Origin of the sequence: Microbacterium sp. SORGH_AS_0505 (genome assembly GCF_030818715.1) — a bacterium.
Classification (GTDB): Bacteria; Actinomycetota; Actinomycetes; order Actinomycetales; family Microbacteriaceae; genus Microbacterium.
The window spans coordinates 2,732,223-2,749,104 of sequence record NZ_JAUTAT010000001.1; the positions used below are offsets into that span (position 1 = coordinate 2,732,223).

Consider the following 16,882-nt stretch of genomic DNA (forward strand, 5'->3'; position numbering starts at 1 on the left):
GGAGGTTCACGACATGGGAGATCACGAGGCGGTACGCCGGTTCGCTGCCGAGGCGACGGTCGAGACCGATGCCATCGCACGGGCGCGCGCCCACGCCCTCGAGATCGGCGCGAACCCGATCAGTCCCGAGGTGGGCGCGCAGTGCGCTGTCATCGCCGCGACCAGCCGCGCGCTGAACATCGTCGAGATCGGGACCGGCGGTGGCGTCTCGGGTCTGTGGTTGCTGCACGGATCGCCACGCGCGACGCTCACCACCATCGACAAGGAGCCCGAGCACCTCGCGGTCGCGCGGAAGGCGTTCACCGATGCCCGCGTCCCGCCTGCTCGCGTGCGCTTCATCACCGGTCGCGCCGCCGACGTCCTCCCCCGCATGAACGAGGCGTCGTACGACATCGTCCTCATCGACGCCGACCCCGAGGGGGTCATCGAGTACGTGGAGCACGGCTTGCGTCTCGCGCGCGCCGGGGGCACCGTCCTCGTGCCGCGCGTCCTCGCCGGCGGGGCGGTCGCCGACCCGGTCAAGCGAGGACCCATCGAAAGCGCGTATCGGTCGCTGATCCAGGAGACGCAGGCCTCGCCCGCGGTCCTCGGCGCACTCTCGATCGTCGGTGAGGGTCTGCTCCAGCTGACTACCGTCGCCGAGCCGAACTGATCCGCCGTCGAATCACGACGGAAAAGGCCGGCCCGAAGGGCCGGCCTTTCGCATCGAACCGGGGTCAGGCGGCGCCGACGACCCCGCTGAGAACGCTGTGGAGTTCTTTCGCTTCGTCATCGTTCACCGAGACGACAAGTCGACCGCCCCCCTCGAGCGGAACACGCACGATGATGAGACGGCCCTCCTTGACGGCCTCCATAGGTCCGTCTCCGGTGCGCGGCTTCATGGCTGCCATTGTGGGGCTCCCTTTCGTCTTCGGCCTACCCCATTAGTCTACCTAATGGGGTGAACGCCTTCGGCGCGCGCGCGTCTCAGCGGACGCTTATCGTCACGGAATCCGGAAGAACGTGTCCCCGAGGGCGAGCATCTCGTGGATCCAGATCCACTGAGCACCGAGGCAGAGCACGAGAACGCCGGTCCGCCACCAGCGCGCCCGGGGCACCGCGACGGCCGCCGCGACGGGAGTCAGCGGGAGGAGCAGTCGGAACACGCTCGACTGCGGGAAGAACACCGCCAGCAGGTACACCAGATAGCTGGCCCCCCACAGCCGGATCTCGGGCCCGAGCCTGCGAACCTGCGGCGACCGGAGGAGGAGCACCGCGGCGCCTGCCACGAGCAGGATGAGCACGACGGGCCCCCACAGGGCGGGGATGCCCCAGATGCCGAACCAGATGCCCGCTGCCTGGACGAATCCCGCGAAGGGTAGGAAGTGCTCGTCCGATCCCACCCAGCTCCGGCGCCATGCGAGCTCGGTGTCGAGGTATGCAGAGGGATCCCCCGTCACGACACCGGCGATCACTTGCCAGGAGAAGCCGACAACGGTGGCCAGCGCCCCCAGCGCGATGATGTGGACGATGTGCGACGTCGGCAGCGGATCCTGCCTGCGCTGGACCCAGCGGTGTATGCCGTACAGCCCGAGGAGCAGCGCGAAAGCCAGCACCCCGGGCCGCGTGAAGCCCATCACGACGATGAGCGGATAGATCCACCCGAACTGCCGGCGCACGAGCGCCCAGAGGGCGAGGAACAGCCACAGCAACAGGAGCGATTCCGCGTACCCCATCTGGAACAGGGCGGCGAGCGGACCGTTGGCGAAGAACACCACCGCCCACAGAGCCGCCGCGTCACCGATGCGATCGCGGAGCAGGAGGAACAAGACGACGGATGCCGCGTACCCCGCGACGACGGCCAGCGCGATGGCGCCCGCGGGGTAGCCGCCGAGGAGCGTGCCCAGGGCGCGCGCCAGCCACGGGTACAGCGGCATGAAGGCCCAAGCGTTCTCGGTGACCTGGCCGGTGTCCGACACCGGGAGCTGGGCCGGGTAGCCGCGATCGGCGATGACCCAGTACCACTGGGAGTCCCATCCCATAGCGAGCGACGGGATCGTGGCATCCGGTCCGAATCGCGAGGTCGGGCCCGACAGCTCCGCGGCGGTCCAGAAGAAGAGGGTGGTGACCAGACGCGCCGAGACGTAGATCGCGGCGACCGTGCCGGCGACGGAGGCTGCGGTCCTCAGTCGCCGCTCAGCCATGCCCGCAGACCCCGCTCGACGTCCTCGATCTGCGAGAGCGGCACCCGCTCCTCGTCGTGGTGGGCGAGGGACGGGTCACCGGGGCCGTAGTTGACGGCGGGCACGCCCATCGCCGAGAACCGGGCGACGTCGGTCCAGCCGTATTTCGGCTTCGGCACCGCCCCGACGGCGGCGACGAATTCCTGCGCGAGCGGCGCGTCGAGCCCCGGACGGGCGCCCTCGGAGAGATCGACGATCTCGACCTCGAATCCGGCGAAGACGTCCCGCACGTGCGCAGCGGCGGCCGCGGCATCCTTGTTCGGGGCGAAGCGGTAGTTGACGTCGACCTCGCACGCGTCGGGGATCACATTGCCCGCGATCCCCCCACGGATCGCGACGGCGTTGAGTCCCTCGCGGTACAGGAGCCCGTCGACCTCGATCTCGCGGGGCCGGTACTCCGCGAGCCGGCTGAGGACGGGCGCGGCCTTGTGGATCGCGTTCTCACCGATCCAGGCACGGGCGCTGTGCGCGCGGACGCCGGAGGTGCGCACGACGGCGCGGAGCGTTCCGTTGCAGCCGCCCTCGACCTCGCCGTTCGAGGGCTCGCCGAGGATCGCGAAGTCCGCCTCGAAGAGGTCGGGGCGGGATGCCGCGAGCCGGTTCAGCCCGTTCTGATCGGCCGCGACCTCCTCGTGGTCGTACCACATCCAGGTGATGTCGACCCGGGGGTCGGTGAGTTCCGCGGCGAGCTTCAGTTGCACCGCGACGCCTGCCTTCATGTCGACGGTGCCGCGGCCCCACAGGAACGCCTCGCCGTCCATGTCGATGTCCCGGGTCGGGACGTTCGCGTTGATCGGCACGGTGTCGATGTGCCCGGCGATCGCCACGCGCTGCGCGCGACCGAGCGAGGTGCGAGCGACGATCGTGTCGCCGTCGCGGTGCACCTCGAGGTGCGGCAGTGCCGAGACGGCCTCGAAGATCGCGTCGGCGAGGACGGTCTCATCGTCGGACACGCTGGGGATGTCGCAGATGGTGCGCGTCAGATCGACGGCGCTGGAGCGGAGGTCGAGCCGGGGCATGACGTCGAGTCTAACGACGGGCCGATAGCCTGGAATCATGAGCGACGCGCGGTGGGTATGGGGTATCGGTCTGGCGACGACGAGCGAGAACGGCACGGTGCTCGACACGTGGTACCCGGCTCCCGCCTCGGGCCGCGCCCCCTCCCACGCCGACACGAGTGAGCTCGCCGCCTTCGCCGGGCCGGACGACCGCCGTGGCGTCACCGTCGATGTCGTCATCGTCGAGATCGACCTCGACGCCGCACCCGCCGGCACGTCCGATGCCTACCTGCGTCTCCACGCCCTCTCCCACCTCCTGGTGGCACCGAACGAGCTGAACCTGACCGGCATCTTCGGTCACCTGCCGAACGTCGCCTGGACGAGCGCCGGTCCCGTCCACCCCGACGACCTCACGCGTCTGCGTCCAGGGCTGCAGCGCGCCGGGATCCAGGTCAGCGGTCTCGACAAGTTCCCCCGGCTCACCGACTACGTCGTGCCGGCGGGAGTTCGGATCGCGGATGCCTCCCGCGTGCGCCTGGGCGCGCACCTCGCACCCGGCACGACGGTGATGCACGAGGGCTTCGTGAACTTCAACGCCGGCACCCTCGGCGCGTCTATGGTGGAGGGCCGGATCTCTCAGGGCGTCGTCGTCGGCGACGGCAGCGACATCGGCGGGGGCGCCTCCATCATGGGGACGCTATCCGGAGGCGGTGACCACCGCGTCTCGATCGGCCGGCGCACGCTGCTCGGCGCGAACGCCGGCATCGGCATCTCCCTCGGGGACGACTGCATCGTCGAAGCGGGCCTCTACGTGACCGCGGGTACCAAGATCATCCTGGCCGGTGAGTCCGCGCGCCATGACGGCACGCGTCCGACGGCGAAGGGCGCGGAGCTCTCCGGCCAGGACGGCATCCTGTTCCGGCGGAACTCGCTCACGGGCGCTGTCGAGGCGGTGCGCCGCGACGGCGTCGGCGTCACGTTGAACGCCGATCTGCACGCCTGAGGGATTCAGCCCCGCAACACCGCCGCACGTGCGTCGCGGTGCTCGTCCTCGGTGATGACGCCGCGGGAGCGGAGGTCGTCGAGCTCGGCGAGACGCATCTCGATCGTCGGCGCGGGCCGGGGTTCTTCGGGGGTGGGCGCCGCCGGGGAGAGCGCGTTGCTCCGCAAGACCTTCGCGGCGATCGCCGCATCCACCGTGAACGGATCGACGCCGGCATCCTTCAGAATCCGGTGCTTGCGCACCGCGACGACGATCCCGAACACGGCGACGCCGATGATCACGACGACCACGAGCCCGAACACCGCACCGAACGCGTCTCCGGCCGCACCCATGTCCGGCCCCGGCATCCCGGGATCGAAGAACCCGCTGTCCCCCTCGTCCGGCACCGGCAACACCGGTGCGGAACGGACTGCATCGACGACTCCCCCATGGACCATCATGGGCTCACCCTAGCGGGCGAGGCGCGGATCAGCGGGAGATCGGGTACTCCCGCTCGGCGGCCCCCGTGTACAGCTGCTGCGGGCGGCCGATCTTGGTCTGCGGGTCGTTCTGCATCTCGCGCCAGTGGGCGAGCCAGCCCGGCAGGCGTCCGATCGCGAACAGCGGAGTGAACATCCGCGTGGGGAAGCCCATCGCCTTGTAGATGACGCCCGTGTAGAAGTCGACGTTCGGGTAGAGACGACGCTCCTTGAAGTAGTCGTCGCTCAGCGCGATCTCTTCGAGTTCGTTCGCGAGGGCCAGGAGCGGGTCCTCGACACCGAGCTCGCGGAGCACCTCGTCCGCGGACTCCTTCACGAGCTTCGCGCGCGGGTCGTAGTTCTTGTAGACGCGGTGTCCGAAGCCCATGAGCTTCACACCGTCCTCTTTGTTCTTGACCCGCTCGACGAAGCGCTGCACGCTCTCACCGGAGTCGCGGATGCGGCCCAGCATGTCGAGGACGGCTTCGTTCGCACCGCCGTGGAGCGGTCCGTACAGGGCGTTGATCCCGGCGGAGATCGAAGAGAACTGGTTCGCTCCGGTCGATCCGACGAGGCGCACCGTCGAGGTCGACGCGTTCTGCTCGTGGTCGGCGTGCAGGATGAGCAGTCGCTCAAGGGCGCGGGACATGACCGGGTTGATCTCGTACGGCTCGGCGTTGTTGCCGAAGTTCAGCTTGAGGAAGTTGTCCACGAAGCTCAACGAGTTGTCGGGGTAGAGGAAGGCGTGCCCGATGCTCTTCTTGTGCGCATACGCCGCGATGACGGGGAGCTTCGCGAGCATGCGAATGGTGTTGAGCTCGACGTGCTCGGGGTTGTGCGGGTCGCTCTGCCCCTCGTAGTAGGTCGAGAGCGCCGCAGTGGCCGCCGACAGCACCGACATGGGGTGCGCGGTGTGCGGGAGCGCGGAGAAGAAATGCTTGAGGTCCTCGTGCAGCAGCGTGTGGCGACGGATCTTCTCGTCCCACCCGGCGAGCTCGTCGGCCGTGGGAAGCTCACCGTAGAGCAGGAGCCAGGCGACCTCGAGGTACGTGCTGTGCTGCGCGAGCTGCTCGATCGGGTATCCGCGATAGCGCAGGATGCCCTGATCGCCGTCGATGTAGGTGATCGAAGACTTCGTCGACGCCGTGTTCACGAAGCCGTAGTCGAGCGACGTGTGGCCGGTCTGCTTCGTGAAAGACGAGAAGTCGATGCTCGGGATGCCTTCGGTGCCGGCGACGAGCGGAAGCTCTGCGGTCTTGTCACCGATGGTCACAGTGGCCATCTGGGGGGTGTCCGCGTTGGTCACGAAGCCTCCTTGCGGTCGTCGGGGCGGTTTTTACAGCCTAATGGGGTGTGAGCGCGTCTCCGAACGGCGCCAATGGATCGAGCGATCCGTGTGAGGAAACCTACGACGTGGCTGCCGTCAATCGTGCGGCGGCCTCCGCGATCCGATGGTCGGTCGCCGTCAGAGAGAAGCGGATGTGCTCGGGGAAATGGGCGCCGTAGAAGTGTCCGGGGCCAGCCAGGATGCCGAGCTCGGCGAGCCTGCCGAGCGACGCCCACGCGTCCTCCCCCGCCGTGGCCCAGAGATACAGACCGCCCTCGCTCCGATCGACCCGGAACCCCGCGGCCTCGACGGCCGGCTTGAGGACGGCACGACGGGCGCGGTAGAGCTCCTTCTGGTGATCCACGTGCGCATCGTCCCCGAGAGCCGCGATCATCGCGGCCTGCACCGGACCGGGGACCATGAGCCCCAGGTGCTTCCGCGCGGTGACGAGGCTCGCGACGATCGCAGGATCGCCGGCGAGGAAGGCGGCACGGTAACCGGCGAGGTTCGACTGCTTGCTCAGCGAGTAGACCGACAGCAGGCCCGACAGGTCGCCGTCGGTGACCCGCGGATCGAGGATGCTCGGGACCGCAGCATCCGCCCACGGACCTTCCCATCCCAGTTCGGCGTAGCACTCGTCCGAGGCCAGCACGGCACCGAGCTCCCGCGCCCGGGCTGCCGCGCGACGGAGCTCGTCGACGCCGAGGACACGGCCGTCGGGGTTCCCGGGCGTGTTCAGCCACACCAGACGCGTCGATTCCGGCCACTCGTCCGGATCGTCCGAGGCGAGAGCGGTCGCACCGACGAGGCGCGCCCCCACCTCGTAGGACGGGTACGCGGCGCGCGGGTGGACGACGGTGCCGCCCGCTCCGACGCCCAGAAGAAGCGGCAGCAGGGCCACGAGCTCCTTCGAGCCCACCGTCGGGATGACGTGCGCCGAAGTCAACCCCGGGACGCCTCGGCGGCGGGAGTACCAGCCGGCGATGGCCTCGCGCAGGGCGAGCGTGCCGACAGTCTGCGGATAGGAGTGCGCATCGGTCGCGCTTCGCAGCGCGTCGGCGACGACCGCCGGAGTCGGATCGACCGGCGAGCCGATCGAGAGGTCGACGATGCCGTCGGGATGCTGCCGGGCGCGCTCCGCGTACGGGGCCACGGCGTCCCACGGGTAATCGGCGAGATCGTGGACGCTCATCGACGGATCAGTGCGCCTGCGGCGGCAGCCCGGCGATGACGGGGTGATCCTTGGCGATGACGCCGACCTTGGCGGCACCACCCGGCGAACCGAGGTCCTCGAAGAACTCGACGTTCGCCGTGTAGTAGTCCTGCCACTCGGCGGGGAGATCATCTTCGTAGTAGATGGCCTCGACGGGGCACACCGGTTCGCAGGCGCCGCAGTCGACGCACTCATCGGGGTGGATGTAGAGAGAGCGTTCGCCTTCGTAGATGCAGTCGACGGGACATTCGTCGATGCAGGCTCGGTCCTTCACATCCACGCACGGGAGAGCGATCACATACGTCACAGGACGAGTCTAGTTCGTGGATCGGAGCCGGGATGCCGTCGGCCACGCGACGACGAGCGCAGCGGCCAGCGGGACCAGGAACGTCCAGATGAGACCGGGGGTGATCGCCGCACCCTCCGGCGGCGCGGGGACCACGACCGAACCGCCCGGTCCCTCGTTGGCGAAGACGAGCGTCGCGAGCATGGCACCGATGCCGCAGGCGAGGGCGGACGTGCGCTCGCTCGTGAGGGTACGAACGGCGATGAGCAGGGCGATGAAGCCGATGGATGCGACCAGAAGGCCCACCGGGATGACTCCCCAGACGGCGGCCTGCCCGATCGTCCCCGCCACGCCGTAGACGACGCCGATGACGGCGGCGAGCACCCAGGTGGCGATGCGGGCGAGGAGGGCGTTCACCCGCACAGTCTAGGCGCGGGACCTGTGTGCTCTCAGGCCGCGAGGCCCAGGAGCCGCAGGAGGGCGGCGACGACCGCCGCGGCCAGCACCACGACCAGGAAGGGCGCCCGCAGCGCCAAGAGGCCACCGGCGACGAGGACGGCCGGCACTCGGGCGTCCACCACGATCGCCTGACCGACCCCGAGCGTCTGGACGACGACGAGAGCGGAGAGGAGGGCGACCGTGAGCAGGTCGATCGTCCTCGACGGCCGAGGCGCCTCGAACCAGGCGGGCGGAACCAGGTAGCCGGCGGTCTTCAGCGCCGCGCAGACGATGGAGGCCAGGAGAACGGAATGCCAGAGCGTCACGCGGCGGCTCCAGGCGAGGAGCTGCGCGACGCGAACCAGTTCGTCCACCCGACCACGATGGCGACCAGCGCGGCCACCAGGACCGGCACGCCCGGCATGAGAGCCGGGGTGAGAACCGCGGCGACCACGGCGGCGGCGACCCCCACCGCGATCGCCTGACGACGACGCAGGCGCGGCCAGAGCAGGGCGAGGAAGGCTGCGGCGGCCGCGGCATCCAATCCGTACGCCTTCACGTCGCCAAGCACGTCACCCAGCAGGGCTCCCGCGAGGGTCGTCACGTTCCAGCCGAGGTAGATGCCGATGCCGGTCACCCAGAAGCCGACGCGGCGAGCCGCGGCATCCGGCTGCGCGAGGGCGACAGCCGTCGATTCGTCGATCGTGAAGTGGGAGGCCGCGGCCCGGCGCCAGAAGCCGTCGCCGATGACCGGGGACATCCGCAGCCCGTACGCGACGTTGCGGATGCCGAGGAGCCCCGCCGAAGCGATCGCCGCGCCCGGCAGTCCGCCTCCCCCGATGACACCGACGAACGCGAACTGCGATCCGCCGGTGAACATCAGGAGGCTGAGGACGCACGTCTGCCAGACGTCGAGACCCGACGTCACCGCGAGTGCGCCGAACGAGATGCCGTAGGCACTCGTCGCGAGCACGACCCCGAGGGAGTCACGCCAGGCCCGACGAGTCGGAGGCTGCTCCCCCGTCACCGTCAGGAGCCGGCGTCCTGGCGCTTCAGGCGGGATGCCGTGCGGCCGCGCTCGGTCGCGTCGAGGACGACCTTGCGGATACGGACCTTCTCGGGCGTGACCTCGACGCATTCGTCGTCGCGCGCGAACTCGAGGCTCTCCTCGAGGGTGAGCACACGCGGCGGCGTCATCGACTCGAAGGAGTCGGAGGTCGACGAACGCATGTTCGTGAGCTTCTTCTCCTTGGTGATGTTCACGTCCATGTCGTCGGCGCGCGAGTTCTCGCCGATGACCATGCCCTCGTAGACCTCTTCGGTCGGCTGCACGAAGAAGCTCATGCGCTCCTGCAGAGCGATCATCGCGAACGGCGTCACGACACCCGAACGGTCGGCGACGATCGAGCCGTTCTGACGCGTCGAGATCGCGCCGGCCCACTCGTCGTAGCCGTGCGAGATAGCGTTGGCGATGCCGGTTCCGCGGGTGATCGTGAGGAACTCGCTCCGGAAGCCGATGAGGCCGCGCGACGGGACGATGAACTCCATGCGCACCCAGCCGGTGCCGTGGTTGGTCATCGTCTCCATACGGCCCTTGCGGCTCGCCATCAGCTGCGTGATCGCGCCGAGGTGCTCCTCGGGAGCGTCGATGGTGAGGTGCTCGAACGGCTCGGTGAGCTTGCCGTTCTCGTCACGACGTGTGACGACCTGCGGCTTGCCCACCGTGAGCTCGAAGCCCTCGCGACGCATGTTCTCGACGAGGATCGCGAGAGCCAGCTCGCCGCGGCCCTGGACCTCCCACGCGTCGGGCTGGCCGATGTCGACGACCTTGAGCGACACGTTGCCGATGAGCTCGCGGTCGAGGCGGTCCTTCACCATGCGCGCGGTCAGCTTGTGACCCTTGACCTTGCCCATGAGGGGCGACGTGTTCGTGCCGATGGTCATCGAGATCGCCGGGTCGTCGACCGTGATGGCCGGGAGCGGGCGGATGTCCTCGGGGTCGGCGATCGTCTCGCCGATCGTGATGTTCTCGAAACCGGCGATGGCGACGATGTCGCCGGGGCCGGCGGACTCGGCCGGGTAGCGCTCAAGCGCACGGGTCTTCAGGAGCTCGGTGATGCGAGCGTTGCTCGTCGTGCCGTCGGCACGGACCCAGGCGACCGTCTGGCCCTTCTTCAGCGTGCCGTTGAACACGCGCAGCAGGGCGAGGCGACCGAGGAACGGCGACGAGTCGAGGTTCGTGACCCAGGCCTGCAGGGGCGCCTCGTCGTCGTAGGACGGAGCCGGGACGTGCTCGAGGATCGCACCGAAGAGCGGCTCGAGGTCGTCGTTGTCGGGGAGCGATCCGTTGTCGGGACGGTTGCGCGAGGCGGCACCGGCGCGACCGGACGCGTAGACGACGGGGACGTCGAGGAGCGCGTCGACGTCGAGGTCGGGCACGTCGTCCTGGAGGTCCGAGGCGAGACCCAGAAGGAGGTCGTGCGCCTCTTCCTCGACCTCGGCGATGCGGGCATCGGGACGGTCGGTCTTGTTCACCAGCAGGATGACCGGGAGCTTGGCCTCGAGCGCCTTGCGCAGGACGAATCGCGTCTGCGGGAGCGGGCCCTCGGAGGCATCCACCAGGAGGACGACGCCGTCGACCATCGACAGACCGCGCTCGACCTCGCCGCCGAAGTCGGCGTGGCCGGGGGTGTCGATCACGTTGATCGTGACGGGCTCGGCGGAGTGGGCGCCGGCGTACGTGATCGTCGTGTTCTTCGCGAGGATCGTGATGCCCTTTTCGCGCTCGAGGTCGTTCGAGTCCATCGCGCGCTCTTCGACGTGCGCGTGCTCACCGAACGAGCCGGTCTGGCGGAGCATGGCGTCGACGAGCGTCGTCTTGCCGTGGTCGACGTGCGCGACGATCGCGACGTTACGGAGGTCAGGACGAAGGGCGTGCGCCATGAAGGGGATTCCTTGCAGAGAGGGTAATGCCGGGATGCCGGCAGTCCACTTTACCGCAGGTCGCGACACGCCGACGGGGCGAGGACCTTTCGGTCCCCGCCCCGCCGGTGCTGTGTGTGCGGACTGCTTACTCGGCAGCCCAGCCGACGATCGTCCAGTCGATGGTCTCGAACTGGGTGGCGCCCCAGTTCACGAGACCGTCCTTGACCGCGTAGACGTTGGGGAGCGGTGCGATCGGGAACATGGGGACGTAGTTCCAGATCACATCGTTGATCTCCTTGGCGATCTCGATGCGCTTAGCGGGGTCGAGCTCGGCGTTGGCCTGGTCGTACAGAGCGCCCAGCTTGTCGTCCGTCGTACCCGTGAAGTTCGACTCGGAGTCGAGCGGGTAGTAGAGCGCCTCCGACGAGGAGATCGGGAACGCGGTGCCGACCCACGAGAACGACACCATCTCGAAGTTACCGGGGATGACGTAGTCGCTGAAGTAGGTCGCGGCGGGAACCGTGACCAGCTCGACGGGGATGCCGAACGCGTTCAGGTCGGCCTGGACCTGCTCCGAGCGCTGGATGTTCGTTGCCGTGTCGGCGGGAACCGTGACGGTGAGCTTGAGCTCGGTGCCGTCCTTCGTCCAGGACTCGCCTTCACTGCCCTCGTAGCCGGCTTCCTCGAGGTACTCCGCAGCCTTCGCGTTGTCCTGCTCGAGCGCCTTGTCCTCGTAGCCGTTCTGGCCGGGCATGAAGATGTAATCGCCCTGCGTGATCGGAGGAGCGTCGACGGGCGTGTTCGCCGAGGCGGCGATCTGCTCGCGGTTGACGATCGACGCGACGGCCTTACGGACGTTGACGTCGGAGAGAGGACCTTCCTTGGCGTTCATCGTGACGTGCGTCCATGTGGTGCCACCGGACGTCTCGATCTTCGCGTCGGACCGGGTCTTGGCCGTCTGGTACAGGTCGGCGTTGGCCGAGATGTACAGGGCGTCGAGCTCCGAGTTGGCGAACGAGGCGCCCTGCTGGTCCTGGCTGACCGCGCGGAACAGGACGGTTTCGAGCTTCGGAGTCGCACCCCACCACTGCGGGTTGCGCTCCAGGGTGACGACCTGGCCGGTCGTGTCGATCTTCGAGATCTTGAACGGGCCGGAGGACGGAACGGCCTTGGTGCGGTAGCCGTCGTTGTACGCCGCGGGGTCGCTCGAGATGGATGCCGGAAGCAGCCCGCCCGTGAACAGCCCCTGCCAGTCCGCGTAGATGCTCGAGAACGTGATCTTCACGTCGAACTCGTCCGCACCCTGCTCGACCGAAGAGATGTCTTCCCAGCCGGCGGTGGAGGCGGGGGTGAACTCCTTGTTGGAGCCGTTCTGCGCCTTCCAGTACGCGATGTAATCGGCAGCCGTGATGGGCGTGCCGTCCTCCCACTTCGCGTCCGGGTTCAGCTTGATCTCGACGACCTGCGGGTCATCGCTCGTGAGCTCCGCCGACGACGCGTAGTTCTCGTCGACGACGGGGGTCCCGTCTTCCTGGATCTTGAAGGGCCCTCCGGTGGTGCCCTCGACGATGTCGACGGTGTCCGCCTCATTGCCGTCGACCTGGTTGATGTTGAACTGCACGGGCAGCGATCCGACCGCGAGGGTCAGCGTGCCGCCGTCCTTGACCTGGGCCGCGTCGGCACGGGTCCACGCCGTGGCGGGGAGCTCCGGGGCTGCCGACTCGCTCTGGGTGGGCGCACCGGTGTTTCCGGCAGCACAACCAGAGATCACGAGTGCGGCGGCGCCGAGCAGCGCCAAAGACCCGAACGGCTTTGCACCTCGAATCTTCATGTGATTGTTCCTCTCGTTTACCTTTTGGTGACCACCGGCGGAATGGTGCGCCCGCCGGAGGGGGTTCAGGACGCGGCCGACAGCGCGACCTCGTCGACCAGCGTCGAGTCCTCGACGTGGTGGCAGGCGACGCGCGCACGGCCGTGAGGCGTCAACTCCGGCTCGACGGAACGGCACATGTCCTGGCGCGTCTCGTCGAGGAGCTTGTACAGGGGACAGCGTGTGCGGAACCGGCATCCGCTGATCTCCTGCGTCGGGCTCGGCAGATCTCCCTGCAGGAGCACCCGCGCCCGCCCGCGCTCGATGCGCGGGTCGGGGATCGGAGCCGCCGAGATGAGGGCCTTGGTGTAAGGATGCTGCGGGTTGTCGAATACCGAGGACACCGGCCCCTGCTCCACGACGGAACCGAGATACATCACGGCGACGTCGTCGGCGATCTGACGGACGACGGCGAGGTCGTGCGCGACGAAAAGGTATGACAGTCCCAGCTGAGCCTTGAGATCTTCGAGCAGGTTGATGACGCCGGCTTGGATCGACACGTCGAGCGCTGACACCGGCTCGTCGAGCACGATGACGGACGGGTTGGTCGCGAGGGCTCGGGCGATGCCGATGCGCTGGCGCTGGCCACCCGAGAACTCGTGCGGATAGCGGTCAGCCATCGACGGGTCGAGACCGACGAGATCGAGCAGCTCGAGGGCGCGCTTGTCGCGGTCGGCCTTCTTGGCGCCGATCGCCCAGAGCGGCTCGGTGATGACCTCGCTGATCGGAAGACGGGGGTCGATGGCGCCCATCGGATCCTGGAACACGATCTGCACGTCGCGGCGAAGTGCGTGGCGTTCGCGCGGGCTGAGCGAGCCGACGTCCTTGCCGTTGATCTTGATCGACCCGGACTGCGGCGCGGTCATCTCCATGATCTCGAGAATCGTGGTCGTTTTGCCGCAGCCCGACTCCCCCACGAGACCCATCGTGCGGCCCGGCTTGAGCGAGAAGGAGACGCCGTCGACGGCGCGCACCGTGCCCACACGGCGCGGGAAGACCGCACCCTTCATGAGGGGGAAGTGACGGCGCAGGTCCGTGACCTCGACGACCGGCGCAGCACCGGAATCCACGAGCTCGCCGTCGATGATCGGATCCGCGACTGTGAAGACTTCGCTCCGCGCGATCTCACCGCGGGCGATCTCGCCTCCACGGATGCAGGCGGCGACGTGCTCGGGACCGGACGCCGGGTCGTGGGCGATCAGATCGGGCTCGACGTCGCGGCACGCGTCGACCGCGATAGGGCAACGCGCCGCAAAGGGGCATCCCTTGGGGAGCGACGCGAGGGACGGCGGGCGCCCCTCGAGAGGGACGAGCCGCTGGATGCCGGCTGTGAGCATGTTCGGGACCGAGCGCAGCAGACCGATCGAGTACGGCATCTGCGGCTCGTGGAAGACCTGATCCGTGGTGCCGAGTTCGACGAGCTTGCCGGCGTACATGACGCCCACGCGGTCGGCGTGCCCCGCGACGACACCGAGGTCGTGGGTGATCAGGACCACCGCGGCGCCGGTGATCTCCTTGGCCTTCTCGAGGACTTCGAGGATCTGCGCCTGGATGGTGACGTCGAGAGCCGTCGTGGGCTCGTCCGCGATGATCACCTTCGGGTCGTTCGCGATCGCCATGGCGATCATCGCTCGCTGCCGCATGCCGCCGGAGAACTCGTGCGGGAAGGCTTTGGCGCGCCGGTCGGGGTCGGGTATGCCGACCGTCTTCAGCAATTCGACGGCACGCGCGGCCGCCGCCTGAGACGAGAGCTTCGAATCGTGGAGACGCAGCGCCTCGGCGATCTGGTCGCCGACGGTGTAGACCGGAGTCAGCGCCGACAGCGGGTCCTGAAAGACCATGGACAGCTGCTTGCCGCGGATGCGGGACAGCTTCTTGTCGTCCATGCCCAGGAGCGACTTGCCCTCGAACTCGATCGCGCCCGTCACCTGCGCGTTGCTGGGGAGGAGGCCCATCACGGCGAGCGAGGACACGGACTTGCCTGAACCGGACTCGCCGACGATGCCGAGGAACTCCCCCGGGTGGACGTCGTACGAGATGCCTCGGACCGCCTGCACGTCGCCCGAACCGCGCTGCGGGAAGGTGACGCTGAGGTCGCGGACTGACAGAAGAGGCGTGCGACGGGACTGCGTCGACGAGAGAAGGGATTCAGGCACGGTTGGCCCCCGAGGTCGGGTCGATCGCATCGCGCAGGGCGTCGCCGATGAGACTGATGGCGAATAGAAGGACGATGAGGACACCCGCCGGGAAGACGAACAGCCACGGGCGCGTCAGCGCGGCCGACGTGCCGTCCGCGAGCAGGGTGCCGAGCGAGACATCCGGCTTCTGCACGCCGAAGCCGAAGTAGCTCAGCGACGTCTCGGACATGATCATCGAGACGATCCCGAGTGTCACGTCGATGATGAGCAAGGACGCGATGTTCGGGAGGATATGGCGGCTCAGGATCTTCCGCGTCGGCAGACCCATGTACCGTGCGGCCCGCACGAAGTCGCGATTGCGCAGCGAACGCGTCTGGTTGCGGACCACCTGCGCCATGATCATCCAGCTGAAGATCGCAAGGAAGAAGGTCAGCGCGATCCACGACAGGCTTTTGAACAGCGGGCTGAGCAGCACCAGGATGAAGAACGACGGCACGACGAGCAACAGGTGGGTGAACCAGCTGATGACCTTGTCGGTCACTCCCCCGACGTAGCCAGCGACGGAGCCGATGACGGCGGCGAGCAGCGTCCCGAGGATGCCGGCGACGAGACCGATGATGAGGGACTTCTGCAGCCCCGCCATCGTCTGGGCGAAGATGTCCTGCCCGATGCTGTTGGTGCCGAACCAGTGGCGGAGCGTGGGCCCCATGCCCATGTTGTAGACATCGCGATCGGTGATCGACCACGGCGTCAGGAACGGTCCGACGATGGACAACAGCACGATGGTGGCGAAAGCGATGGCACCGACCCAGAACCGCGGCATCCCGCGCAGTCGACGCCAGACCAGACCGTTCCGGGAGAGCGGGCGGCGCTGCTTCGTGATGGTCTGTTCGTCGTCGAGGCTCGCCTCTACGGCTTCTTGCTGAGCGATAACCATGTCAGCTCCTCACACGGGGGTCGAGGGCGGCGTAGATGATCTCCGAGAACGTCGAGGAGAGCAGCACGAGAATGGCGACGAACAGGGTGCTCCCCGCTGCCGCGTTGACGTCGTTCGTGTTGACGGCCTGCAGCAAGAACTGGCCCATGCCGCGCCAGCTGAAGACGATCTCGAGCATGGCGGAGCCCGCGACGAGTGTGCCGAAGCTGTACGCGAAGAAGGTCGACATCGGGATGAGCGCGATCCGCACACCGTGGCGGAACAGCGCCGGTCCGCGCTCGAGACCCTTCGATCGAGCAGTACGGATGTAGTCGGCTCCCAGGACGTCGAGCATGACGCTGCGCTGGTAGCGCGAGTAGCTCGCCGCGCTCATGAGGATGAGCGCCAACGTCGGCAGCAGGAGGTGCACCGCTCTGTCGAGCGTCAGATCCCACCAGCTTCCACTGATACCGGCACTGTATTCGCCGGTGAAGGTGATCAGTTGTACGCCCAGGCTGTTGTTGAGGGCCGTCGCACCGATCATCAGGAGAACGCCGATCACGAACGTCGGCGTGGCGAAGATGAGGAACGATCCGTACGTGACGATCTGGTCGCTGGCGCGGTACTGGCGGACTGCACCCCAGACTCCGAGCAGGACGCCGATGACCGCGCCGATGATCGATCCGATGAGGAGGAGTCGCAGACTCGCCCCGGAGCGGGCGATGATCTCCTCGACGACGGGCTGCTTGCCGATCGTGATGCCGAGCGATCCCTGCGTGAAGAGGCCGACGAGCCAGTGCCACAGGCGGGCGATGACCGGCACGTCGGGGCTCTGGCCCAGCTGGGCGAGGGAGGCATCGATCGATGCCTGCGGCGGACGAGGGTTCCTGCCGTAGAACGCGTCTCCGGGCCGGAAGATCGAGCTGGCCAGGACGTAGGCCATGCACGTGGCGATCAGGCTCAGGAACGCGTAGTTGACGAACCGGCGGAGGACGTACAGCGTCACCGGGAAATCCCGGTGGTTCGGGTCGCTGGCACAGACATGGTGGTGCTCTTTCTCGGGCTTACGCGCTCTTGCGTTTGCGTTC

At 68.0% G+C, this 16,882-nt stretch carries 17 protein-coding genes; 2 read left to right on the plus strand and 15 right to left on the minus strand.

What is annotated here, in order from left to right:
* The first annotated feature begins 13 nt into the window (after positions 1-13).
* Positions 14-652, plus strand: coding sequence for an O-methyltransferase (locus tag QE428_RS13665; protein ID WP_091354430.1), 639 nt, complete (start codon positions 14-16; stop codon positions 650-652).
* A gap of 64 nt (positions 653-716) precedes the next feature.
* Here the strand turns inward: QE428_RS13665 and QE428_RS13670 are convergent, their stop codons facing one another.
* From QE428_RS13670 to dapE, 3 genes are all read right to left on the minus strand, one after another.
* Positions 717-890, minus strand: a complete 174-nt coding sequence (locus QE428_RS13670; RefSeq protein ID WP_064506455.1) for a DUF3117 domain-containing protein — start codon at positions 888-890, stop codon at positions 717-719.
* A gap of 93 nt (positions 891-983) precedes the next feature.
* Positions 984-2,183: a hypothetical protein gene (locus tag QE428_RS13675; RefSeq protein WP_307470275.1), complete on the minus strand. Its 1,200-nt coding sequence runs from the start codon at positions 2,181-2,183 to the stop codon at positions 984-986.
* Complete coding sequence (gene dapE / locus QE428_RS13680) at positions 2,165-3,241, minus strand: succinyl-diaminopimelate desuccinylase (RefSeq protein ID WP_307470277.1); 1,077 nt, start codon at positions 3,239-3,241, stop codon at positions 2,165-2,167. Before dapE ends, QE428_RS13675 begins: the two co-directional genes overlap by 19 nt.
* Before the next feature lie 37 nt (positions 3,242-3,278).
* Between dapE and dapD the strand changes: the two genes are divergently transcribed.
* Positions 3,279-4,223, plus strand: coding sequence for a 2,3,4,5-tetrahydropyridine-2,6-dicarboxylate N-succinyltransferase (gene dapD / locus QE428_RS13685; protein ID WP_307470278.1), 945 nt, complete (start codon positions 3,279-3,281; stop codon positions 4,221-4,223).
* A 5-nt stretch (positions 4,224-4,228) separates the two neighbouring features.
* Here the strand turns inward: dapD and QE428_RS13690 are convergent, their stop codons facing one another.
* The 12 genes from QE428_RS13690 to QE428_RS13745 all read right to left on the minus strand — a co-directional run bounded on the left by QE428_RS13690 (position 4,229) and on the right by QE428_RS13745 (position 16,800).
* A complete protein-coding gene (locus QE428_RS13690) occupies positions 4,229-4,663 on the minus strand; it encodes an SHOCT domain-containing protein (protein WP_307470280.1) in 435 nt (144 codons plus the stop codon).
* A gap of 28 nt (positions 4,664-4,691) precedes the next feature.
* Positions 4,692-5,963 (minus strand): citrate synthase, encoded by a 1,272-nt coding sequence (locus QE428_RS13695; RefSeq protein ID WP_373457721.1) that lies wholly within the window; start codon positions 5,961-5,963, stop codon positions 4,692-4,694.
* A gap of 124 nt (positions 5,964-6,087) precedes the next feature.
* Complete coding sequence (dapC, locus tag QE428_RS13700) at positions 6,088-7,200, minus strand: succinyldiaminopimelate transaminase (protein WP_307470284.1); 1,113 nt, start codon at positions 7,198-7,200, stop codon at positions 6,088-6,090.
* Between the two features lie 7 nt (positions 7,201-7,207).
* Positions 7,208-7,528, minus strand: a complete 321-nt coding sequence (gene fdxA / locus QE428_RS13705) for a ferredoxin (RefSeq protein WP_018188277.1) — start codon at positions 7,526-7,528, stop codon at positions 7,208-7,210.
* A 9-nt stretch (positions 7,529-7,537) separates the two neighbouring features.
* Positions 7,538-7,924 carry a DUF6113 family protein gene (locus tag QE428_RS13710; protein WP_307470288.1) on the minus strand — a complete coding sequence of 129 codons (387 nt, stop codon included), beginning with the start codon at positions 7,922-7,924 and terminating at the stop codon, positions 7,538-7,540.
* Positions 7,925-7,956: 32 nt separating this feature from the next.
* Positions 7,957-8,271 carry an AzlD domain-containing protein gene (locus QE428_RS13715; protein ID WP_307470762.1) on the minus strand — a complete coding sequence of 105 codons (315 nt, stop codon included), beginning with the start codon at positions 8,269-8,271 and terminating at the stop codon, positions 7,957-7,959.
* Complete coding sequence (locus QE428_RS13720) at positions 8,268-8,972, minus strand: AzlC family ABC transporter permease (protein ID WP_307470290.1); 705 nt, start codon at positions 8,970-8,972, stop codon at positions 8,268-8,270. Before QE428_RS13720 ends, QE428_RS13715 begins: the two co-directional genes overlap by 4 nt.
* 2 nt (positions 8,973-8,974) lie before the next feature.
* Positions 8,975-10,888, minus strand: a complete 1,914-nt coding sequence (gene typA, locus QE428_RS13725) for a translational GTPase TypA (RefSeq protein ID WP_133399781.1) — start codon at positions 10,886-10,888, stop codon at positions 8,975-8,977.
* 127 nt (positions 10,889-11,015) lie between these two features.
* Positions 11,016-12,701 (minus strand): ABC transporter family substrate-binding protein, encoded by a 1,686-nt coding sequence (locus QE428_RS13730; RefSeq protein WP_307470292.1) that lies wholly within the window; start codon positions 12,699-12,701, stop codon positions 11,016-11,018.
* A 65-nt stretch (positions 12,702-12,766) separates the two neighbouring features.
* Positions 12,767-14,896 carry an ABC transporter ATP-binding protein gene (locus QE428_RS13735; RefSeq protein ID WP_133399782.1) on the minus strand — a complete coding sequence of 710 codons (2,130 nt, stop codon included), beginning with the start codon at positions 14,894-14,896 and terminating at the stop codon, positions 12,767-12,769.
* On the minus strand, positions 14,889-15,815 hold the full coding sequence (locus QE428_RS13740; RefSeq protein WP_307470294.1) for an ABC transporter permease: 927 nt from the start codon (positions 15,813-15,815) through the stop codon (positions 14,889-14,891). The genes QE428_RS13735 and QE428_RS13740 overlap by 8 nt, the downstream gene beginning before the upstream one ends.
* A gap of 1 nt (position 15,816) precedes the next feature.
* Positions 15,817-16,800, minus strand: a complete 984-nt coding sequence (locus tag QE428_RS13745) for an ABC transporter permease (protein WP_091354473.1) — start codon at positions 16,798-16,800, stop codon at positions 15,817-15,819.
* Between the last annotated feature and the right edge of the window lie 82 nt (positions 16,801-16,882).